The sequence below is a fragment of the Polaromonas sp. P3_B4 genome (assembly GCF_056402835.1).
In genome coordinates this window covers 2,184,032-2,204,457 of sequence record NZ_JBFUGQ010000001.1, presented here as the reverse complement: position 1 = coordinate 2,204,457, position 20,426 = coordinate 2,184,032, and the positions used below count along the sequence as shown (strand labels likewise).

17 protein-coding genes are annotated in these 20,426 nt (G+C 61.0%); 8 read left to right on the top strand and 9 right to left on the bottom strand.

Features of this window, described 5'->3' with window-relative positions:
• Positions 1-26: 26 nt before the first annotated feature.
• Both AC1DVV_RS10420 and gabT read right to left on the bottom strand, forming a co-directional pair.
• Positions 27-1,112: an ABC transporter ATP-binding protein gene (locus tag AC1DVV_RS10420; RefSeq protein WP_477701772.1), complete on the bottom strand. Its 1,086-nt coding sequence runs from the start codon at positions 1,110-1,112 to the stop codon at positions 27-29.
• Between the two features lie 26 nt (positions 1,113-1,138).
• Positions 1,139-2,431 carry a 4-aminobutyrate--2-oxoglutarate transaminase gene (gene gabT / locus AC1DVV_RS10415; RefSeq protein ID WP_477701771.1) on the bottom strand — a complete coding sequence of 431 codons (1,293 nt, stop codon included), beginning with the start codon at positions 2,429-2,431 and terminating at the stop codon, positions 1,139-1,141.
• 200 nt (positions 2,432-2,631) lie between these two features.
• Here gabT and AC1DVV_RS10410 point away from each other — a divergent pair, with 200 nt between their 5' ends.
• Both AC1DVV_RS10410 and alaS read left to right on the top strand, forming a co-directional pair.
• Entirely contained in the window at positions 2,632-4,047 is a 1,416-nt protein-coding gene (locus AC1DVV_RS10410) for an aminotransferase-like domain-containing protein (RefSeq protein ID WP_457280212.1), read from the top strand.
• 93 nt (positions 4,048-4,140) lie between these two features.
• A complete protein-coding gene (gene alaS, locus AC1DVV_RS10405; protein ID WP_477701770.1) occupies positions 4,141-6,801 on the top strand; it encodes an alanine--tRNA ligase in 2,661 nt (886 codons plus the stop codon).
• Between the two features lie 103 nt (positions 6,802-6,904).
• Here alaS and egtD read toward each other — a convergent pair whose 3' ends face one another.
• A complete protein-coding gene (gene egtD / locus AC1DVV_RS10400) occupies positions 6,905-7,933 on the bottom strand; it encodes an L-histidine N(alpha)-methyltransferase (protein ID WP_477701769.1) in 1,029 nt (342 codons plus the stop codon).
• Positions 7,934-8,178: 245 nt separating this feature from the next.
• Complete coding sequence (locus AC1DVV_RS10395; protein ID WP_477701768.1) at positions 8,179-8,685, bottom strand: N-acetyltransferase family protein; 507 nt, start codon at positions 8,683-8,685, stop codon at positions 8,179-8,181.
• A gap of 164 nt (positions 8,686-8,849) precedes the next feature.
• Here AC1DVV_RS10395 and AC1DVV_RS10390 point away from each other — a divergent pair, with 164 nt between their 5' ends.
• The 6 genes from AC1DVV_RS10390 to AC1DVV_RS10365 all read left to right on the top strand — a co-directional run bounded on the left by AC1DVV_RS10390 (position 8,850) and on the right by AC1DVV_RS10365 (position 15,355).
• Entirely contained in the window at positions 8,850-9,407 is a 558-nt protein-coding gene (locus tag AC1DVV_RS10390; protein ID WP_477701767.1) for a TlpA disulfide reductase family protein, read from the top strand.
• A gap of 142 nt (positions 9,408-9,549) precedes the next feature.
• Positions 9,550-10,671 (top strand): transglutaminase-like domain-containing protein, encoded by a 1,122-nt coding sequence (locus AC1DVV_RS10385; protein WP_477701766.1) that lies wholly within the window; start codon positions 9,550-9,552, stop codon positions 10,669-10,671.
• A gap of 1,852 nt (positions 10,672-12,523) precedes the next feature.
• Positions 12,524-12,847 (top strand): hypothetical protein, encoded by a 324-nt coding sequence (locus AC1DVV_RS10380; RefSeq protein WP_477701765.1) that lies wholly within the window; start codon positions 12,524-12,526, stop codon positions 12,845-12,847.
• A gap of 421 nt (positions 12,848-13,268) precedes the next feature.
• Positions 13,269-13,982: a hypothetical protein gene (locus tag AC1DVV_RS10375; protein ID WP_477665696.1), complete on the top strand. Its 714-nt coding sequence runs from the start codon at positions 13,269-13,271 to the stop codon at positions 13,980-13,982.
• A 260-nt stretch (positions 13,983-14,242) separates the two neighbouring features.
• Positions 14,243-14,668, top strand: a complete 426-nt coding sequence (locus AC1DVV_RS10370) for a hypothetical protein (protein WP_477665697.1) — start codon at positions 14,243-14,245, stop codon at positions 14,666-14,668.
• 108 nt (positions 14,669-14,776) lie between these two features.
• Complete coding sequence (locus tag AC1DVV_RS10365) at positions 14,777-15,355, top strand: class I SAM-dependent methyltransferase (RefSeq protein WP_477701763.1); 579 nt, start codon at positions 14,777-14,779, stop codon at positions 15,353-15,355.
• Between the two features lie 61 nt (positions 15,356-15,416).
• Here AC1DVV_RS10365 and AC1DVV_RS10360 read toward each other — a convergent pair whose 3' ends face one another.
• The 5 genes from AC1DVV_RS10360 to AC1DVV_RS10340 all read right to left on the bottom strand — a co-directional run bounded on the left by AC1DVV_RS10360 (position 15,417) and on the right by AC1DVV_RS10340 (position 20,387).
• Positions 15,417-16,304 carry an RluA family pseudouridine synthase gene (locus tag AC1DVV_RS10360; RefSeq protein WP_477701762.1) on the bottom strand — a complete coding sequence of 296 codons (888 nt, stop codon included), beginning with the start codon at positions 16,302-16,304 and terminating at the stop codon, positions 15,417-15,419.
• 51 nt (positions 16,305-16,355) lie between these two features.
• Positions 16,356-17,096 (bottom strand): tRNA (guanosine(46)-N7)-methyltransferase TrmB, encoded by a 741-nt coding sequence (gene trmB / locus AC1DVV_RS10355; protein ID WP_477701761.1) that lies wholly within the window; start codon positions 17,094-17,096, stop codon positions 16,356-16,358.
• Complete coding sequence (gene gluQRS / locus AC1DVV_RS10350) at positions 17,093-18,073, bottom strand: tRNA glutamyl-Q(34) synthetase GluQRS (protein ID WP_457280225.1); 981 nt, start codon at positions 18,071-18,073, stop codon at positions 17,093-17,095. The genes trmB and gluQRS overlap by 4 nt, the downstream gene beginning before the upstream one ends.
• A 112-nt stretch (positions 18,074-18,185) precedes the next feature.
• Complete coding sequence (locus tag AC1DVV_RS10345) at positions 18,186-19,259, bottom strand: NAD(P)/FAD-dependent oxidoreductase (RefSeq protein WP_457280226.1); 1,074 nt, start codon at positions 19,257-19,259, stop codon at positions 18,186-18,188.
• Positions 19,260-19,439: 180 nt separating this feature from the next.
• Complete coding sequence (locus tag AC1DVV_RS10340) at positions 19,440-20,387, bottom strand: LysR family transcriptional regulator (RefSeq protein ID WP_477665701.1); 948 nt, start codon at positions 20,385-20,387, stop codon at positions 19,440-19,442.
• Positions 20,388-20,426: the final 39 nt, after the last annotated feature.

The following is a 20,426-nucleotide window of genomic DNA, read 5'->3' as shown; positions in this document are numbered from 1 at the left end:
TTGAAAATGGTGGAAGGAGAGAGCGGTTACACCGCATAAATCCGCGTAAATGCGGGCGGAAATTCGAGGTGCACCGCTTCGCCCGGTTGCGGCGGCGGCTGGCCGTTCAACAGGGTGAGCGGCAGCTTGACTGTCGCTTCCGCCTGGCCGGCACCGACCTCACACAGCAGCCGCAGGTGGTCGCCGAAATAGATGATGCGGGCCACGTGTGCGGGCAGCGCATTGGCAGGCGATGCAGGCACCTGGCGATGCAACACAATGCGCTCCGGCCGGATGTAGGCTTCGACCTGCGCGTCAGCAACTGCCTGATTCACGTTGGTGCCGCCCAGAACGCGGCCATCCGGCAATTCGATGCCTGTGGCATTTCCCTTGCCTTTGAGTACCGTGCTGTCTCCGACGAAACCGGCAACAAAGCGGTTGGAGGGCGTCTCATACAGTGCCTCTACCGGCGCCAGCTGCTGGATCGCGCCGTCGTTGAAAACCGCCACCCGGTCGCTCATCGTCAAGGCTTCCCCCTGGTCATGCGTGACATAGACAAACGTGACGCCCAGCTGCTTGTGCAGTTCCTTCAATTCGATCTGCATGTGCTCGCGCAGCTGCTTGTCGAGTGCGCCCAGCGGCTCGTCCATCAACACCAGCTGGGGTTCGAACACCAGTGCCCGGGCCAGCGCAACGCGCTGCTGCTGCCCGCCCGAGAGTTGTCCCGGCAGGCGGTCCGACATGCCTGTCAGTCGGACCATGTCGAGCGCACGCTTGACGCGGCTGGCCTGGTCGGCCTTTGAAACCTTGCGTACGGTGAGTGGATAGGCCACGTTCTGGCCCACCGTGAGATGCGGAAACAGCGCATAGTTCTGGAACACCATGCCGAAGTTGCGTTTGTGCGGCGGTGTGCCCGTGATTTGCGCGCCATTGAGAAAAATCTCTCCCGCTGTGGGGGATTCGAACCCCGCCAGCATCATCAGCGTGGTGGTTTTCCCCGAGCCGGAGGGGCCGAGCAGGCTCAGGAATTCCCCGCGATGAATGTCGAGGTCGAGCTGCTGCACGACCAGCTGCTCGCCGTCATAGGTTTTCTGCACGCCAGAAAAGCGCACAAGGACATCGTTATCGGTCATCGTTTTTCCTGAGCTGTCCACGGAGATCAGCGCGATGCGGCGAGACTGTCGGCCAGGATTTGCAGGCCTTCGTCCAGCAGGGCGTCTGCGGCCGTGAGGGGAACCAGAATCCTGATCACATTACCGTAGGTGCCGCATGAGAGCAATATCAATCCACGCCGGGCGGCTTCGGTCACCACGCGTTTGGTCAGCGCCGCATCGGGACGGGCTGGGTCCCCGTTTTCAAAAAGCTCTATGGCCACCATGGCACCCAGGCCTCGCACGTCGCCGATAGAGGTTTCTTTTTTTGCAATGGCGTGCAGGCCTTTGACCAGATGGGCGCCCAGCGTTTTGCTGCGCGCCAGGAGTTTTTCTTTCTCAAAGGCCTTGAGGACGGCCAGTGCTGCCGCGCAACCGATGGGGCTGCCTGCGTAGGTGCCGCCCAGGCCCCCGGGGCCGGGTGCATCCATGACCTCGGCGCGGCCAACCAGGCCGGAGATCGGGAAGCCACCCGCCATGGATTTGGCAATGGCGATCAGGTCGGGCGCCACCGGCCACTGTTCGCTGGCATACCAGGTGCCTGTGCGTCCGGCACCGGTCTGGACTTCGTCGGCGATGAGCAGGATGCCGTGCCGGTCGGCCAGCGCCTTCAGGCGGCTGATGAACTCCGGCGGAGCAATGTAGAAGCCTCCTTCACCTTGCACCGGTTCAATGATGAACGCCGCCACGCGCTCGGGTTCCACATCGTTTTTGAGAATCTGTTCAACCGAGTGCAACGCCTGGTCGATGCTCACGCCGTGCAGCGCGTTGGGGTATTCGGCATGGAACACTTCGCCGGGAAAGGGGCCGAACCCCAGCTTGTAGGGTGCCACCTTGCCAGTCATGCCCAGTGTCATGTTGGTCCGGCCGTGGTAGCCGCCGGTAAAGGCGATGATGCCGGGGCGCTTGGTGTAAGACCGGGCCACCTTGACCGCGTTCTCGACCGCTTCGGCGCCGGTGGTCAGCAGCAGGGTCTTTTTGGCGAAGTTGCCGGGCGCCAGGGCATTGAGCTTTTCTGCCAGTTCAACGTAGGGCTCATAGGCGACCACCTGGAAGCAGGTATGCGTGTAGAGGTCGAGCTGGGCTTTGACTGCGGCAATGACTTCGGTATGCAGGTGGCCGGTGTTGAGTACGGCGATGCCGCCGGCGAAGTCGATATAGCGGCGGCCTTCCACATCCCACAGCTCGGCGTTTTTGGCCCGGCTGACAAAAATCTCGTGGGCCTGGCCTACGCCGCGTGTCACGGCGGCTTGGCGGCGCGCCATCAGGGCGGCGTTGCTGGAAGTCTGGTTTGGCTGCATGGTGAAGGTGATTTCCGGAAGTTCTGGGTTGACTGGGTGGAGGAAGGAGATGAGCGGACTTTAGAAGCCGGCGCCAGCCCCGTCCATGTACACCGCCGCGCTGTTTTCGACATACTGTGCGGGTCTAGAATCCTGTACATGGATTCCCCAACCCGGTGCATGGGCATTGCGATGCACAATCTGCCCTTTTTGGTTTTTTGATGCTCACACTTCGCCCGGAACTGCAGACCCCCCTTGTGAGCCAGATCGTCGACGGCCTGCGGGGCATGATTGCCGGGCAGGCGCTGAAACCGGGCGTCAAGCTGCCGTCCATCCGCGGTTTTGCCGCCATGCACGGCGTCAGCGTCTTTACGGTGGTGGAGGCGTACGACCGCCTTGTGGCCCAAGGATGGCTTGTTTCCCGGGCCAATGCCGGGTTTTTCGTCAAGCGCAGGGGCGATGATGGTGCATCGGGTGTGCCGTACGCGCAGCCCCCGCAACCTAAATTTGACGCCCGCTGGTACCTCAAGCAGATTTTTGAAAACCGCAACCTGCCGATGAAGCCCGGTTGTGGCTGGTTGCCGCACGATTTCCTGTTCGGGGACGCGCTCCGCCGCAGCATGCGGCACCTGTCGGTGGACGGTTCCTCTCTTGAGGGTTACGGCCTGCCTTATGGGCATATGGCCCTGCGTATGGTCATTGCGGAGGCGCTGGCTGAAAACCAGATATCGGTCGAGGTGGACCAGGTGCTGCTGACGCAAGGCTCCAGCCAGGCGCTGGACCTGGTGGCCCGGCAACTGGTCAAACCGGGAGACACCGTGCTGGTCGATAGCCCCGGTTATCCCAACCTGATGTTCATGCTGCGTTTTCTGGGCGCCAACCTTGTGGGGGTGCCGCGCACCCCTACCGGGTACGACCTGGCCGCGCTGGAGGCGCTGCTGGCCGAGCACAAGCCCAAGGCCTTCTTCACCCAACCCCGTTTGCAAAGCCCGACGTGTTCGATTGCGTCCGCGGCCCATCTGCACCGCTTGCTGCAACTGGCCGAGGCGCACGGCTTCACGCTGGTGGAAAACGATATTTACGCCGACATGGACCCGGTCTCGCGGTCCACGCTGGCAAGCCTGGACCAGCTGCAGCGCGTGGTCTATATCGGCAGCTATTCCAAAACAATTTCTCCCAATCTGCGCGTGGGCTACCTGCTGGCGCGAGGCGAGCTGATCGAGGACCTGGCCCAGCTCAAGATGATTTCGGGCCTTACCTCGTCCGATATCGCCGAACGGCTGACTTTCGGGGTGGTCACAGACGGCCGCTGGCGCAAGCACCTCAAGTCGCTTCGCGAGAAGCTGGCTGCAGCGCATCGCAAGACCGAAAAGAACCTGACCAGCCTGGGTTTTGAGCTTTTCCATGAGCCAGGGGCCGGCATGTACCTGTGGGCCCGGCACCCGGACCTTCCCGATGGCGCCGTCCTGTCCAAAGAGGCTACGCCCGAGGGCATCATGCTCGGCCCGGGACAATTGTTTCTGCTGGAGCCCCATCCGACGGGTTGGCTCCGCTTTAACGTGGCTTTCAGCGACGATGAGCGCATATGGCGCTTTTTGTCCCACCGCATTGATCTGGGCCGGCAAGCTGCCCAATAAGCGGGGGCATCCCCCTCAAACCTATAATCAAAGGCTTAGCCCAAGCGGGTGAGCCCGAGGGGCGCCGCCTTGCCAAAACCACTATTGCAGACCATGAGCCACCCCACCTCCACGACAGCCTCCACGTCAGCTTCAACGCCCGTATTCACCGTCTCGGACATTCGCAAGACATTTCTCGATTTCTTTGCGTCCAAGGGCCACACCGTGGTGCCGTCCAGCTCGTTGGTGCCGGGCAACGACCCGACGCTGATGTTTACCAACTCCGGCATGGTGCAGTTCAAGGACGTTTTTCTCGGCACCGACAAGCGCCCCTACGTGCGCGCGGCCTCGGTACAGGCCTGCCTGCGAGCCGGCGGCAAACACAACGACCTGGAGAACGTGGGCTACACCGCGCGCCACCACACATTCTTTGAAATGCTGGGTAACTGGAGCTTCGGCGACTACTTCAAGCGCGAATCGCTCAAGTGGGCCTGGGAATTGTTGACCGAGGTCTACAAGCTGCCACCCGAGCGCCTGCTGGCCACGGTGTACGAAGAGGACGACGAGGCCTACGACATCTGGACCAAGGAAATCGGCCTGCCGCCCGAGCGCGTGATCCGCATCGGCGACAACAAGGGCGGCCGCTACAAGTCCGACAACTTCTGGATGATGGCCGACACCGGCCCCTGCGGCCCGTGCAGCGAAATCTTTTACGACCACGGCGACCACATCCCCGGCGGCCCACCCGGCAGCCCCGATGAAGACGGCGACCGCTTCATCGAAATCTGGAACAACGTGTTCATGCAGTTCGACATGGCCGCCGACGGCAGCGTCACCAAATTGCCAGCGCCTTGCGTCGACACCGGCATGGGCCTGGAGCGCCTGGCCGCCATCTTGCAGCACGTGCACAGCAATTATGAAATCGACATCTTTGCCGAGCTGATCAAGGCGGCGTCGCGCGAGACTGGCGAAAAAGACCTGGGCAACAAGAGCCTGTTTGTCATTGCCGACCACATCCGTGCCACCGCTTTTTTGGTGAGCGACGGCGTCAATCCGTCCAACGAAGGCCGGGGTTATGTGCAGCGCCGCATCATCCGCCGCGCGATCCGCCACGGCTACAAACTGGGCAAGAAGACACCGTTCTTCCACAAGCTGGTGGCTGACCTGGCCCGCCTGATGGGTGATGCCTATCCCAAGCTCAAGGCCGACGAAGCCCGCATCACGTCCGTGCTGAAAGCCGAAGAAGAGCGCTTCTTCGAAACGCTGGAAATCGGCATGACCATCCTGGACACCGCCCTGGCGGGTGGCGCCAAGGTGCTGCCGGGCGACGTGGCCTTCAAGCTGCATGACACCTACGGCTTCCCGCTGGACTTGTCGGCCGACGTGTGCCGTGAGCGCGGTGTGGAAGTGGATGAAGCCGGCTTCAAGGCCGCGATGGACAAGCAGAAGAACCAGGCGCGCGCCGCCGGCAAATTCAAGATGGATCGTGCGCTGGAGTACAGCGGCGAAGGCCATGCGTTCACCGGCTACGAATTGCTGGAAGAGCCCGCCAAAGTCGTCGCGCTGTATGCCGACGGTGTGGCCGTGCAGGCACTCAATGCAGGCCAAAGCGGCGTGGTGGTGCTGAGCACGACACCGTTCTACGCCGAAAGCGGCGGCCAGGTTGGTGACCAGGGCCGGCTCACGGCCGCCGGCTCCACCTTCACGGTGGACGATACGCTCAAGATCAAGGCTGATGTGTTCGGCCACCACGGCACTCAGGAAGAGGGCACGCTGAAAGTCGGCGACACCGTGACCGCGCAGGTCAACACCGCGCTGCGCGCCGCCACCGTGCGCAACCACAGCGCCACCCACCTGATGCACAAGGCCTTGCGTGAAGTGCTGGGCGACCACGTGCAGCAAAAGGGTTCACTCGTGAACGCTGAACGCACACGCTTTGACTTTGCGCACAACGCGCCCGTCACTGACGCGCAGATCCGCGAGATTGAAGCGCGCGTCAATGCCGAAATTTTGTCCAATGTGGCCACCGATGCCAGCGTGATGGCCATGGAAGATGCGCAGAAGTCCGGCGCGATGATGCTCTTCGGCGAAAAGTACGGTGAGACCGTGCGCGTGCTGACGATCGGCTCCAGCAAGGAGCTCTGCGGTGGCGTTCACGTCAAACGTACCGGTGATATTGGCCTGTTCAAGATCGTGGCTGAAAGCGGTGTGGCCGCAGGTGTGCGGCGCGTGGAAGCCGTCACTGGCGAAAACGCGCTGGCCTATCTGCAGTCGCTTGAATCCACGGTGGAAGCCGCGGCAGGTTCGCTCAAGGCCAGCCCATCCGAGCTGCAGGGCCGCATCAGCCAGGTGCTGGACCAGGTCAAATCGCTGGAGAAAGAAATCGCTGCGCTCAAGGGCAAGCTGGCTTCTTCACAAGGCGACGAACTGGTCACGCAGGCTGTTGACGTCAAGGGCCTCAAGGTGCTGGCCGCGAAGCTGGAAGGCGCCGATGCCAAGACGTTGCGTGACACCATGGACAAGCTGAAAGACAAACTCAAAACCGCTGTTATCGTGCTGGCGGCGGTCGATGGCGACAAGGTGCAGATCGCCGCGGGCGTGACTGCCGACAGCGTGGGCAAGGTCAAGGCCGGTGAACTGGTGAACTTTGTGGCCCAGCAGGTGGGCGGCAAGGGCGGCGGCAAGGCCGACATGGCCATGGCCGGCGGCACCGATGCGTCCAAGCTCGGTGATGCACTGAAGTCTGTGCAGGCCTGGGTGACCGAGCGCGCCTGAGGCGGTCCGTTAAATCGCTATTAATTTGATAGCTGCTCGCGCAAGCTAGTAAAGGGCTGGAGGCCAATTTCGTTCAAGAAATTGGCCTTTTTCCATTGTTTTTTCACTCAACGGCGGCCCAGAACACCGCAAACCAGCTTTGTGGGTCGGTCCAGTAGCGAACCTGCCCGAATCCGGCCTGCCGCAACAGCGCCGTCATGCTTTCCACGGTGTACTTGTAAGAGCACTCGGTGTGGATGCGTTCGCCGGCGCCAAAGCGCCGCGCATGCCCAGGCCAGCGCACCGTAAGGTCCGACAAGGCTTCCAGGTGCATTTCGATGCGCGACTCCGCGGTATTGAAGAGCGCCACGTGGCGCCACTGGCGAACATCAAAATCCGCCTGCAGGAGCTCGTTGACGTTGAGCAGCACGTTTTTGTTGAAAGCAGCCGTCACGCCCAGCGCATCGTCGTAAGCTGCCTCCAGCCGTGCGGTGTCCTTAACCAGGTCAATGCCCAGCAGCAGGCCGCGCGCCTTGCCTTGTGCCGGGTCGGCGATGTGCTGCAAGAACCGCAGGGCCTCTGCCGGATGAAAGTTGCCCAGGCTGGAGCCGGGGTAGAAAAACACCCGCTCCTGGCTTTGCACTTCGCGTGGCAACACCAGGCCGGACGAAAAATCCATGCCCAGGCCGACGATGTCGAGCGCGGGGAAGCTGTTTTGCACCTGCGCGGCGGCATCGCGCAAAAATTCCACCGAGATGTCGACCGGTACATATTGCCGCGGCTGAAGATGCGGAATGAGCGCTGCAGCCTTGGCGCAGTTGCCGGCACCCAGGTCGATCAGGCAGGCGTTGTGAACGCCACTCGCGCTCAGCGTGGCGGCGATCTGCGGGTAGGACGCCGCAAAAATGGCGGCCTCGGTGCGGGTTGGGTAGTACTCCTCAAGGCCTGTAATGGCCTCGAAAAGTTTCGAGCCCAGCTCGTTGTAAAAGAATTTGGGGCTGATGGTGGCCGTGGGCTCAAGCAAACCCTCTTCCAGCTCCTGCGCCACATTCTGGGTCTGGCCCGATTGCGACTCGTTGTAGAGGTTGATGAACTGCGGCGATGCCGTTGGCAGAGCCTCAGCGAGGCCGGGAAATTTGAGGGGCAGGTTCACGTTGGATCAGCCAGTTAAGTGATATCGACAGATTTAAAAGCAGATAGCGAAACGCCTTTGTAGGACTGAACCGCTTTGGGCGCAAGCGGTGCCGGCCAAATGCTGTCCTATATAGGGTTCTTTTGGACCGCCTGCTGGGCTGAGCGCGGTCAATCACCGCCATCCGTACTTCCTGTGTCACTTGGTCGCTGAATGCTGCCATTTCTTACAAAAAGCCGGGTCCGCCCCGGTATTGCGCGAGCGGCTCAGGGCGTTGGCCGAATCTGGCTTGTGTCCCCCTGCGCGAAGTGCTGCAGGGTTTCGCCGGCCATGCGGTACCGCACCCATTCAGCTTGCGGCTTGGCGCCCAGCGACTGGTAAAACTGGATGGCCGGCTCGTTCCAGTCCAGCACGCTCCATTCGAACCGCCCGCAGCCGCTGTCAAAAGCCAGCCGGGCCAGGTGACGCAACAGCCCCTTGCCGGCGCCGCTACCCCGGTGCTGGGGCGATACGTACAAATCCTCCAGGTACATGCCCTTGCGACCTAGCCAGGTGGAGTAGCTGAGGAAGTACACCGCAAAGCCCACTGGCTGGCCGTCTATCTCGCAGATGAGGGCCCGGGCAGGCGTCTCTACCTCAAACAGGCTGTGCTCAATGTCGGCGACGCTCGCAATGACCTCGTGCTCTGCTTTTTCATAGATGGCCAGTTCAACGATAAAGGCGTGAATCGCTGCGGCGTCGCCGGCTTGCGCATTCCGGATATGGATGTTCATGAAGTTCCTGTGATTTGTGTGAAGGCGCCGGCTGGCGCATGCAGCGGATGCTATACGGTCCCTAAAATGCAGGCAGTGCATGTTCTTGCGTCATCTTGCTGTCTTGCGAGAGAGAAGTCATCCACCCCATTTTTACCCCTCAACCTGCGTATCACGCCAGGCCCATGCCGACCCCGTTTCCGATCCCGTTTATTTCCCGCCGCCATTTCCTGCAGCAGACAATCGCCGCCGGCTCAGGGGCGGCCGTGCTTCCCGCAATGTCGCAGGGGCTGACCGGCCCGGCCTACGAGGTGGCTCCCTGGGCGGGCCCGTTGGCAGCGTTCTCGCTGGTGGACACAACCGGCAAGACCTGGCGCCCGTCTGATTTGCGCGGCCGTGCCGTGCTGTTGAATTTCTGGGCCAGTTGGTGCGAGCCCTGCCGCGCTGAAATGCCGACGCTGCAGCAGATTGCCGACCTCTACGGCGACGACAAACTGCTGGTGCTGGCCATCAACTTCAAGGAGCCGGCGGCACGTGCGCTGCAGTTCGCCAAAACCACCGGCGTGACGCTGCCGGTGCTGCTGGATCTTGATGGCAAAGTCGCCCGGGGCTGGGGCGTGAAGGTTTTTCCGACAACCTTGATGATTGACCGCAGCGGCCGGCCGCGCCAGCGCGTGACAGGTGAGGTCGACTGGACCAGCCCGGCTGCGGAAAAGCTGATCGCCGGCTTGCTCAAGCCCTGAATCTGCCTCGGCACGGCTCCAGCGATAATCGAAGGCCAGCCCTCGCGCTGCCTTTGCGGGCCGTGTGGGCTGCCAGACATCCCGGAGCATCTTTACCTGCCCCGGTGCACGTCGCACTCACACCCACCCGGAGATACCTTTCATGTCGACCGTACGCCGCACTTTCCTGAAGAACACCGCAGCAGCCGCCGTGGCCGCTGCATTGCCCACCATCAACTTTGCCCAGACGCCCGCTGCCGCGCCCAGCCGCAGCAATTTCGCGCCCCAAAGCGGCGCCTGGCGCACCTTTGATGTGACCACGCGCGTTGACATCCTCAAACCGCAAGGCGTGACCAAGGTGTGGCTGCCGATTCCCTCGGTCAACAGCGACTACCAGCACTCGCTGGAAAATGGTTTCTCCAGCAACGGCACCGCCAAGCTCATGCAAGACGGTCAGGACGGCGCGAAGATGCTGTATGTGGAGTTTGCGGCCACTGAAACAATGCCCTATGTGGAGCTGACCAGCCGCGTGCAGACGCAAGGCCGTGCGATGGACTGGTCGCAGAAGACCGCTCCTGCGGAAAGCGCCGACACGCTGCGTTACTTCACGCGTCCCACGGTACTCATTCCGACCGACGGCATTGTGCGCAAGACCGCGCTGGCCGCCACCCAGGGTGCAAAAACCGATGTCGAAAAAGCGCAAAAACTCTATGACTGGATTGTGGCCAACACCTACCGCGAACCCAAGGTGCGCGGCTGCGGCGAAGGCGACATCAAGACCATGCTGGAAACCGGCAACCTGGGCGGCAAGTGCGCCGACCTGAATGCGCTGTTCGTGGGCCTGTGCCGTTCGGTGGGCCTGCCTGCGCGCGACGTGTACGGCATTCGCCTGGTGCCTTCAGCCTTTGGCTACAAAGAGCTCTCGGGCAACCCCGCCAGCCTCAAGGGCGCGCAGCATTGCCGCTCGGAGGTCTACCTCAAGGGCTACGGCTGGGTGGCGATGGATCCGGCCGATGTGGCCAAGGTCATGCGCCTGGAAACGGCCGAATGGATCAAGACCACCGCCAACCCGGTGGTGGCGCCTGTCAACAAGGCGTTGTTTGGCGGCTGGGAAGGCAACTGGATGGCCTACAACACCGCGCATGATGTCGCGCTGCCCAAAGCCAGCGGCGAGAAGCTCGGCTTCTTCATGTACCCCGTGGCTGAAAACGCAGCCGGCCGTTTTGATTCTTACGCACCGGATGATTTCAAGTACCAAATCACGGCAAAAGAGGTCAAGGCTTAAAGCGTCCCTGCGGCGTGCGGCCTAAAAAAGGCTGATGATGCAGAAAAATAGCGGGACAGCGATTGGAACCGGAATTTTTAAAGACGGCTTGCTGCGGGGCGCTTCATCGTTTTGGCTTGCGTCATCAACCTGCTCAATGCAAAAAGCTGTGTGAAACTGGGCTGAAAGTTTTCGGGGTTTCACGGAATTTATAACTGTATAAATTTACCGTGTATGGGCTTGAAGCCCAGCATGCAAGCGGCTTACAGGGGTTTTAGATGTCCAGATTAGATTGCAAGCGCCAGGTTATACCGCAGGTTTTGCGGCATACATTACGTTAGAACGCACATGCGAGCAATCTACTCTGTGCTGGCTCTCTGCCTCTTTATGGCTAGCATGGTGCTTGGACTGTTCTCTTTGAGCAGTGCCGGACTTGCCATAGCCGGTGCAGCCATGTCGGTCGCATCGGCGGCTTGGGCTATCGGCTGCATGGCTTGCGCGGTCGGCGCATTCATTGCAGTGCGGCGCTTCTCACTTCCCGGCATACTGGCCGCATGTGCAATTCCCTTTGGGCTCGCGTTGATAGCGGCGAATCTAGCGCTACGCTTTGGTCGCTGACGGTGCGTTCTAACAAGTCAATCGACACGGACGTCCTATCGGCCGGCTTCGCCAGCCTACTGGCCGCCGGTCATTTCCGACGTTGGGCGCCCTCATGCTTGAAGTCGCGTTTACCTTGCTCTCTCTACTAGTGGCGATCATGATCGCGCTATACGGAACCTGGTTGTACCGTCATCGCCTCTGCACCGGTGCCCCGCGAGGGCCTGCGTTTCGGGAATGGCTCAAGAACGTCAGCGATGCAATCTTCGGTCTGTAGCAATTTCAAGTTGAGCGTCTACATATGTCCAAGGAACGAACACCACCCGAAGCTGCGGCGGGCAAGCTCATATCTGCCATCCAGAAGGAATGGCTAGAACACTCGGGTGAGCCGGGGTCCGAGATCAGTGAAGAGGTTATGCACGCATCTCACGAGCTACTGTCTGCCGCGAAGGCAGGCTCTTTTGAGGGCTTGTCGGCGAGTGCAATCACCGAGTTTCTCGGCTCAGCTTGGGTCCAGGCTCACCCGCGGGTGCTGCCGTTCATAGAGGCGCTTGCCTCTTCCGCGCGCCAGGCGCCTAACCCTTCCTTCAAACGGACTGGCCTACGGCCAGCCGCTTAAGTCAAACGCTAACCAGCTATGAGCGAACGCGCCGAGGTACGAGCATTCCCGTCAGCACTCGCGGACGAGGTTCGAGCCGTGCTACCGCAGCTTTCCGATTGCCAGTGGCATCCACCAGCAGCCGGGTTCCAGGTTTGGGTGCGAGGGGAGAAAATCGACATACCCTACCGTGTCTACTACAGGGAAAGTCAAGTGCTGAACTGCGCAAATCGACCTGGGATTCAGGGGCTCATCGCGCTCTGCTTGGGCACACGCCATCACGACGGGTACTTGCGGGAGAAGTGCGTACAGCGACTGATTGAAATCCAAGAGCCCTGGGCAATCCCATTCATCATTCAACTCGTCGGCGAATACGTTGTCACAATCGTGAAATTGATAGAGCAGGCGCTTCCAAGCTTGAATATGACTCTATACACAGAATTCATCGCCGCCAATCGCGCGTACTTCGAAACCATCGGGAGGCGAACCATAAGCTACTGGGCCGTTTACTATCGCAATGAATACTCCAACTGCAAAGATTACCCCGGCCGCCGAATCCATGCCACGCTTCACCGTACTTGCTGCGCAAGTTAACAGGTTGCTTGGCGCGGACACGCAGCAGCAGGTTGCCGCTTCGCGGCGCATGCTGCACACCGGGCAGCGCCAACGTTAGACCTCATGGACTCCATCGCACATCAACTCACGAAGCTATCGCTCTGGGGCTTGCCGCTTTTATGGCTTGCTCTAGCCGTGTATGTATGGCTTCGTCACTCATGGCTTGCTGGTGCTTGCTTCGCCATAGCTGGCCTCAGCGGTTTGCTCTGGAACTTATTCTTTTTGCCGGTCGGCGTTGGCCGTCCCGCTGAAATCTGGCGCGCAATGGTCTTCGTCGAATATGACGAAGCTCCTTTGGGTCACGTTCTTTCGGTATACCTCCCGCTGCTTTCAAAGCTGTCTCTTGTGGCAGCAGTTTCTATGCTTGCTTTCAAGCGTGCGGTTTAACCCATCATTCCAGCGGACCGCCTTTGGCGGCCGCTGAATTCAAACGTCAGGTCGCATAAGAACAGCCGCCCATGTCCAAAGCCATTCATTTCATTGGCGCACTCTTCGCGATGGGGCTCGTCTGGTTTTTTACCCTCGTGGGCTTGGTCGAGTGGCTAGCGCCGGGCATCGTGTCGGGTTATGGCTTTGTCGCAATACTCGCCACTTGCCTGCTACTTGCCGGATACCCCGCATGGAGGCTCTTTGTCCAGCGACGTCCTTAGCAGGGTTACGCGGTCTAGCGGGTCGCTCGATACGGACACGCCGCGACAATGCGTAGCGAGCCGTGTGCAGGAGCATACGTCTGGCGGCGCATTGCCACTGCGTGCCGGCCAACTCCAATGTCAGGTTTCATTAAATTTTTAAACGCTATGCCCACGACATGATTCACTTGACTCGAACAACCATCGCACTATTCTTTATCTCGATTCTTCCATTGCAATTATCTGCAGCAGAGGCGAGTTTGACTCCCGGTGAAAGAGTTATCGCCGTAGCCTCCGTTCAGCCGGTAGAAAAGTTTTCAATTGAAAATGCGCCAAACGGCCTGGATATTATCTTTCCCGGCCCGGCCTTCTTCGTGAAGAAGGGGGTTGAAAAGAATCGAATCAACGAACTTAAGGCGGCGCTGGAAAAGCAGGCCTTCAACGTACAAGAGGAACTTGCATCTGCCACCTTGAGTGCTTTGAAGGAGGCCAACCAAAGTGCCATACCGGGAGATGGGATCAAATATGAAAAGGACGACCCGACGTCGATTGACTACAAAAATAGCGTAATCGCCGCGGACAGCATACTGACGGTGACCATATCGAATATGGGACTTTATTCCAGTCGGCTAAAGACGACGTTCGCGCCCAGGTTGAATGTCTCGTTTGAACTCGTAGACATAAAGACAGAGAATTCGATCTATTCGCAGTCCATCAGTTATGGCGCAGACGCCAACAAAAATTCGGATGACGAGATCACCGCCAACGCGAATTACACCTTCGCATCGTTCGAGGATGCCCTCAGTAGAGCGGCGGAGCTGGTTGAGGCGTATCGAGATGGAATCAAGAGGACGGCGCAACTCGCTGCTCAACAAATAAAAAAGGCACATTAGGTGGCACGACCGGTGGGATGTAAGTCACTTACGCTTTTCGCAGTCCATGAAACCTAACCTATCGTTCCCGCGGCTGCCTGCGTCATGTGCCTGGGCCTTCTCGCAACGTCGTTGCCTACCTATGTATCAGTCTTCACATGCCTGCCCACATGACAAGGGCCAGTCTACTGGCGAGGTTCCCGTGAAGTTGACGGCTAACCCTTCCTTCGAATGGTCCCGCCTTCGGCGGTCCGCTTGAGTCAAACGTTAGGTGCACATACATGTCGGAAGTCTCACTTATCCGCAAGAGAACGATTGTTCGCCTCGCTCTTGCCTTTGCTGCGATATTGGCAGTCGGCATTTTTCTTTCCCGGAGCGGCTGGCACGGCTGGGCGTCTGGGCAAATCACGGTCTACCGCAAACTGGGCCCGTCCTTTATTGCGTATGCCGTCGGCCCTCATGCCGTAACATTCCAGTTCGAGGTGTGGTTGCGCATCATTTGCGGCGCATTGTTTGTACTCGTCGGTGCAGGTGGTCCTCTCGGGGTCGTGCTCGCTTCACCTTCACGTCGAGAGAAGGTATTCCTTGCGGCCACTGAGGCTGGCCTGCTCAAGCCGCAGGGCGTGAAAGTTCCAATGTGGCTTGTCGTCAGTATTCTGGCTGCACTCTTCGCGGTGTTCATTCATGCTGCCACCAAAGTCATCTAACCCTTCAGCCAAACGGACACACAACGGCGGGGCAGGCTTGCCCGCTTCGTCCGTATCGGTGGCGCCGTCACGTGCTGCTTACTTCAAACGTTAGGAGCCGAGAAACACATGCTCCACGACCCGTGGCTTAGCCGATGGCTTCCGATGCTCCAGGAGTCCGCTGGCTCACTGCCGGTGCTTGAGATCGGTTGTGGAACAGGCGCAGACACATCCACCCTGGTCGGTGCCGGCCTTTCCGTTCTCGCCTTCGATCTTTCCGCCACTTCTGTCGCCGCTGCGAGGCTCCGGGCACCTCAGGCACGCATCTCATGCCAGGACATCAGAGATCCGTTTCCCCTCCGCCCTGGCGAAGCTGGTGCCGTTGTGGCAAGCCTCACCCTGCACTACTTTCCATGGCATGAAACCCTGGAACTTGTGAGCCGGATCAGGCAGACGCTCAAGCCGGGTGGGCTGCTCTTGTGCCGGCTGAACTCGGTTGAGGACAAGAACTTTGGAGCCACTGGGCATCCTGCCATCGAGCCAAACTACTACCTTGTTGACGGCCAGGCCAAGAGGTTCTTCGATGAGCAGGGCGTCGACGAACTGTTCGCAATCGGGTGGAAGGTCTTGTCCAGGGAACACCAGACGACCAACAAGTACGTTCGCAAGAAAGCGTTGTGGGAGGTCGTGGTCCAACGCGGCGCCTGACCCATCGTTCCAGCGGACCGCCTTCGGCTTGGCGCCAGGGGCGACATATAACAAGGCCTCATCAAGGCCGCAGGTCCAGCAGTGCCAGCCGGCTTTCAAAGCGTCGTTGCTCGCCCGTTACCGGGTCCATGAACGCAATGGACTTGGCCAGCAGCTGCAGCGGGTAACGGTAATCGTCGTCGGGTGTTACTTCCACCGGCGGGTACATGCGGTCATTCAGCAGCGGCAGGCCAAGCGCATTCATGTGCACGCGCAGCTGGTGCTTCTTGCCCGTTACGGGGCTGAGGGCATACAGCGCTTTGTCGTCCTTCACGTCGAGCACATCGATCAGCGTTTCGCTGTTGGGCTGGCCCTCTATTTCACGCTGCCGGAAAAAAGGCTCGTCTTCGACGATGCGGCTTTTGCGCGTGAGAGGAAAGCCGATGTCGGCGCGCCATGGCGCCACGGCTTCGTAGTGCTTGGTGACCTCATGCCGGCGAAACAATGACTGGTAGGCATCGCGCTCGGCCGGGTTGACCGAGAACAGCACCAGGCCCGCGGTTTCGCGGTCAATGCGGTGGATGGGCACCAGGCCGTCGATGCCGAGCCGGTTCTTCAGGCGCACCAGCAGCGTCTCCTGCAGGTAGTGGCCCGAGGGCGTGACGGGCAAAAAATGCGGCTTGTCGGCCACCACCAGGTGTTCATCCTGGAACAGCACGGTTTCTTCGAAGGGGATGCGAGGCTCTTCGTCCAGTGCGCGGTAGTAGTACACGCGAATGTGGCCGCGGTAGGGACGTTCGGCGGTGACGGCTTCGCCGAATTCATCGACCACCAGGCCGTCGTGCATGCGTTGCAGCCATACATCGCGTGAGATGGCCGGGAAGCGTTCCACCAGGAACTCGGTGATGCTGGGCCAGCTGCCGGGCGGCAGGCCGACGCAGCTGGGGCTGATGCCGTCCCGCGTGGGCATGCCGTGCAGTCCTAGTTTGGGTGTTTTGCTCACACCTGCGCAACCGCAAAATCAGGCACGGACAAACACGACGTCCCAGACGCCGTGCCCGAGCTTGATGCCGCGGTTTTCAAATTTGGTCAGTGGGCGGTAGGCTGGCTTGGGCGCATAGCCGCCGGCGCTGCTGTCCGCGGTGTTTTTCAGCAGCGGTTCAGCGCTCAGTACTTCCAGGATTTGCTCGGCATAAGGCTGCCAGTCGGTGGCGCAATGCAGGTAACCACCGGGTTTGAGGCGGGCCGCCAGTTTGGTGATCAGCGGTGGCTGGATCAGCCGGCGCTTGTTGTGTTTTTTCTTGTGCCAGGGGTCCGGGAAAAAGATGTGCGCGCCGTCGAGGCTGGCGCGGGGGAGCATGTCGTCAATCACTTCGACCGCGTCATGCTGCAGGATGCGGATGTTGGACAGCTTCTGTTCGTCGATACGCTTGAGCAGGGCGCCCACGCCGGGCGTGTGCACTTCGCAGCAAATGAAGTTCTTCTCGGGCATCAGCGCGGCAATGTGCGCCGTGGCCTCGCCCATGCCAAACCCTATTTCGAGGATGGTGGGGGCGCTACGCCCAAAGGCTTTTTCAAAATCCAGCGCTGCATCGGCATATGGCAGCAAAAACTTCGGGCCCACATCGGCAAAGGCCTTGGCCTGGCCTGCCGTGGTGCGGCCGGTGCGGCGCACAAAGCTGCGGATGTTGTGGGGCGGGTGGGTGTCGGCGGGCGCGCCTTCGGGCGAGGCAGGCGGCACGGGGGGAAGGGTTTCAATCACTTGCCGATTTTAGTCGCCCAGAGTGGCGCGGCCAGTTGCAGCCAGGCGGCGGGTGTCGCGGCGTTGGCTATTCGCTCGACTTCCAGCCCCAGCGTTTGGCCCGCCTGGGCCAGCAGCGTCAGCGGTTGGGAGGTGTCCAGCGGCTGGGCACCGTTCTGCTTGGACAGCTTTTCGCCATTGGCGCCCAGCACCAGCGGCGTGTGCAGGTAGCGCGGCAGCGGCAAGCCGAGTGCGCGCTGCAGCAGGATTTGCCGCGCGGTATTGTCGGCAAGGTCTTCACCGCGGACGATGTCGGTGATGCCCTGGGCTGCATCGTCCACCACCACGGCCAGCTGGTAGGCCCAGAGGCCGTCCGCCCGTTTCAGGACAAAGTCGCCGACATCGCGGCCGACGTCTTGCATCTGTGTGCCCAGGCGGCGGTCGTCCCAGCGGACTTCGGCTTGTGCGGTAGCCAGCGGCGTGGCATCAGTTGCTATTAAATTAATAGCTGCTCGCGCAATACCTGATTGGGCCAGGGCGCTATTTGGCACATAATTTGGCGTCAAAAACCGCCATGCACGTGCAGCACGGCCATGCAGCCCGTTGCGGCAGGTGCCGGGGTACACCAGTTCGCCATGGCGTTCGCGTGGCTGCCCGGACGCGGCCAGCGCCCGCGCAATGTCCTGCCGTGTGCAGGCACAGGGGTAGGCCAGGCCGCGGGTGACCAGTGAATCCAGGGCGTTCTGGTACAGGGCGCCGCGTTGTGACTGGTAAACCGGTGCTTCATCGGGTACCAGGGCACAACAGGCGAGCTGTTCAAGAATGACGCGGTCTGCGCCCGGCACACAGCGCGGGGTATCGACATCTTCGATGCGTACCAGCCAGCGGCCGTGGTGCGCCCGGGCATCCAGCCAGCTGGCCAGGGCCGCCACCAGCGAGCCCGCGTGGAGCGGGCCTGTGGGAGAAGGCGCAAACCTACCTTTGTAGCCCGAGGCCATAAGCAGAAGAAACTATGAGAAAGCTAACCTGGCGGCCGCCGCGCCGGGCCGCCCCAAGCAAGGCCAGCCCCCTCGGGGGGCAGCGCAGTACGCGAAGCGACAAGCGTGGGGGCTAACAAACTTCGAGGGCCATCTCAAGGCCCGAGACAAAGCCATCTTCGACGCGGTGGCCGAGGCACCAGTCGCCGCACGCGCCAATGCGCGATTTGGCGTCCCAGGCGTGGGTTTTGCCCAGGGGTTGTTGCGTCTGGGCGTGGCGCCAGCGGTGCACCGCCGCATGCGGCGGCTGGGCGCGGATGCCGGTCACTTCTGTGAAGGCCTTCAGCAGCTTGGCCTTGACACGCTCGGCATCGTCTTCCAGGTGGCGTTCCGACCATTCCGGGCTGGCCTGCACGGTCCAGCGTTCGATCGGGCTGCGCCCAGGCTTGGACGATTCCCGCGCCAGCCAGGCAATGCGGTGGTGCGTGCTGCGCGCTGCATTCCAATGGGGCCCCAGGTGCGCCATGGTGGGCTGCATCGCTTGCGGAAAAGCCAGCATCAGTGTCCAGCAGGGCGCAACGCTGACCTCTGACAACTCGGCCACCAGGGGCTTGGCCTGTTGCGAGCTGAGCAACAGGGCCTGCGCCTGCGAAGACGGCACCGCCAGAATGACGGTGTCAAAGCCCGAATGCACGCGGCTGTCTGCGCCGGGCCCTTCGGTTTGCAATTGCCACTGGCTGGCGTGCAGCTTGTCGGGTTCGATCCGCATGACTTCGGTTTCCAGCGCGAGCTGGCCGGCGGCATCGAGGGGCTGGGCCCACAGCCGCACCAGTGCGTTCATGCCGGGTGAGGCGACCCAGTGGGCTTCCTTGGGCGGCAGCGCCGAGGCCACGACACGGCCCAGTTCATCGAGGATGCGCACGGTGTTGGCGCTCCAGGGCCGGACCAGCCCGGTAGCGGTGGCCAGGGCCTTTTCAAAGCGCGCGTCCCGCACGGTGAAATATTGCGTGCCGTGGTCAAAACCGCCGAATTCGCTTTCGCGTGTGGCCATCCGGCCGCCGGCGCCCCGGCTTTTTTCAAACACGGTGACGCGGTGCCCGGCCTGCACCAGGGTACGGGCGCAGGCAATGCCCGCAATGCCTGCGCCTATGACGGCAATGCGGCGCGGAGCCGCGGATTCAGGGGAGCGGATGGATTTTTTTGTCATGTCTTTGTACTTTGTGCGGTTTGACGAATGGGGTGCTGCGGATCGTTCAAGTGATTTGCGGCGTCCCGGCGTATGTCATCACATCTCAACCATAAACGAAAACTTCAGGAAGCTGTTCTACGCACACACTCTACACGCAGCCGCAGCGCATGCGCAGTTATTGCGTGCCACTACGGGTTTTCATGCAGACTGGTCGCGCTCCAGCAGGGCTTTTCGTGTGGCGGAATTTTCCAGTTGCTTCAGCCACCACTGCAGTGCCCGCCCGCCATGGCCGTCCACGGCGCGCAACCACGCATAACTCATGGGCACGAGGCGCGGGGCTCGCTGCATTTTTTTCTCGACCAGCCTGCCGGTGGCGACATGCGGACGCGCAAGGTATTCAGGCAGGAAGCCGCCGCCCAGGCCGCGCAGCTGGGCTTGCAGTTTTTCCTGCATGCCGGGCACCGTAAAAATGTCCTGGCCGCCGAGCAGGCCCACAGTGATGCCGCTGCCACGCTGCACGGAATCTGCCACGGCCACGGCCCGGTGGGGCATCAGCATCGCATCCGTTATCGGTTCAGCAGCTTTTGCCAGTGGGTGATGGGGCGCCACTGCGTAGATGAAATGAATGCTGCCCAGCGTCTTGTGCTGCACCGATGTATTGACGGACGGTTCCATGGCCACCCCGATGGCCAGGTCTGCCTGGCCTGAGGTAAGCGCTTCCAGCGTGCCTGAGAGCGCTTCTTCGCGGATCCGCAGGCGTGTGGGTGGGTTCAGGGCAAAAAAAGCCTCGCACAGCTCCATCACGGTGGTGCGCGAGATCACGCTGTCCACGGCCAGCGTAAGCTGCGGCTCCCAGCCGGTGGCGACGCGTTTGACGCGATTGGCCACGGCGTCGAGTTCGGCCAGCAATCGGTTGCCTTCACGCAGCAGTTCCTTGCCGGCCTCGGTCAGCTTGGCCTGGCGCGAAGAGCGGTCAAACAGCAGCACGTCCAGGGCGTCTTCCACCTGGCGGATGCGGTAGGTGAGGGCACTGGGAACGAGGCCCAGCTCGCGTGCCGCAGCTGCCATGCTGCCGGCCCGGTGCACGGCGCCAATCAGGCTGATGCTCTCGGGGGTCAGGGCATCGCGAATCCGGTTATTGCTCATTGGGAGAAATATCATTCAAATAATTTGAATGATGCCATC

Coding starts and splice junctions, on each gene's coding strand:
- gabT (WP_477701771.1), bottom strand. CDS start 2,431: ATGCAGCCAAACCAGACTTCCAGCAACGCCGCCCTGATGGCGCGCCGC.
- AC1DVV_RS10395 (WP_477701768.1), bottom strand. CDS start 8,685: ATGAACATCCATATCCGGAATGCGCAAGCCGGCGACGCCGCAGCGATT.
- AC1DVV_RS10385 (WP_477701766.1), top strand. CDS start 9,550: ATGTCGACCGTACGCCGCACTTTCCTGAAGAACACCGCAGCAGCCGCC.
- gluQRS (WP_457280225.1), bottom strand. CDS start 18,073: ATGGCCTCGGGCTACAAAGGTAGGTTTGCGCCTTCTCCCACAGGCCCG.
- AC1DVV_RS10420 (WP_477701772.1), bottom strand. CDS start 1,112: ATGACCGATAACGATGTCCTTGTGCGCTTTTCTGGCGTGCAGAAAACC.
- AC1DVV_RS10360 (WP_477701762.1), bottom strand. CDS start 16,304: ATGCCCACGCGGGACGGCATCAGCCCCAGCTGCGTCGGCCTGCCGCCC.
- AC1DVV_RS10390 (WP_477701767.1), top strand. CDS start 8,850: ATGCCGACCCCGTTTCCGATCCCGTTTATTTCCCGCCGCCATTTCCTG.
- AC1DVV_RS10345 (WP_457280226.1), bottom strand. CDS start 19,259: ATGACAAAAAAATCCATCCGCTCCCCTGAATCCGCGGCTCCGCGCCGC.
- AC1DVV_RS10375 (WP_477665696.1), top strand. CDS start 13,269: ATGATTCACTTGACTCGAACAACCATCGCACTATTCTTTATCTCGATT.
- AC1DVV_RS10365 (WP_477701763.1), top strand. CDS start 14,777: ATGCTCCACGACCCGTGGCTTAGCCGATGGCTTCCGATGCTCCAGGAG.
- AC1DVV_RS10370 (WP_477665697.1), top strand. CDS start 14,243: ATGTCGGAAGTCTCACTTATCCGCAAGAGAACGATTGTTCGCCTCGCT.
- AC1DVV_RS10340 (WP_477665701.1), bottom strand. CDS start 20,387: ATGAGCAATAACCGGATTCGCGATGCCCTGACCCCCGAGAGCATCAGC.
- alaS (WP_477701770.1), top strand. CDS start 4,141: ATGAGCCACCCCACCTCCACGACAGCCTCCACGTCAGCTTCAACGCCC.
- AC1DVV_RS10410 (WP_457280212.1), top strand. CDS start 2,632: ATGCTCACACTTCGCCCGGAACTGCAGACCCCCCTTGTGAGCCAGATC.
- AC1DVV_RS10380 (WP_477701765.1), top strand. CDS start 12,524: ATGGACTCCATCGCACATCAACTCACGAAGCTATCGCTCTGGGGCTTG.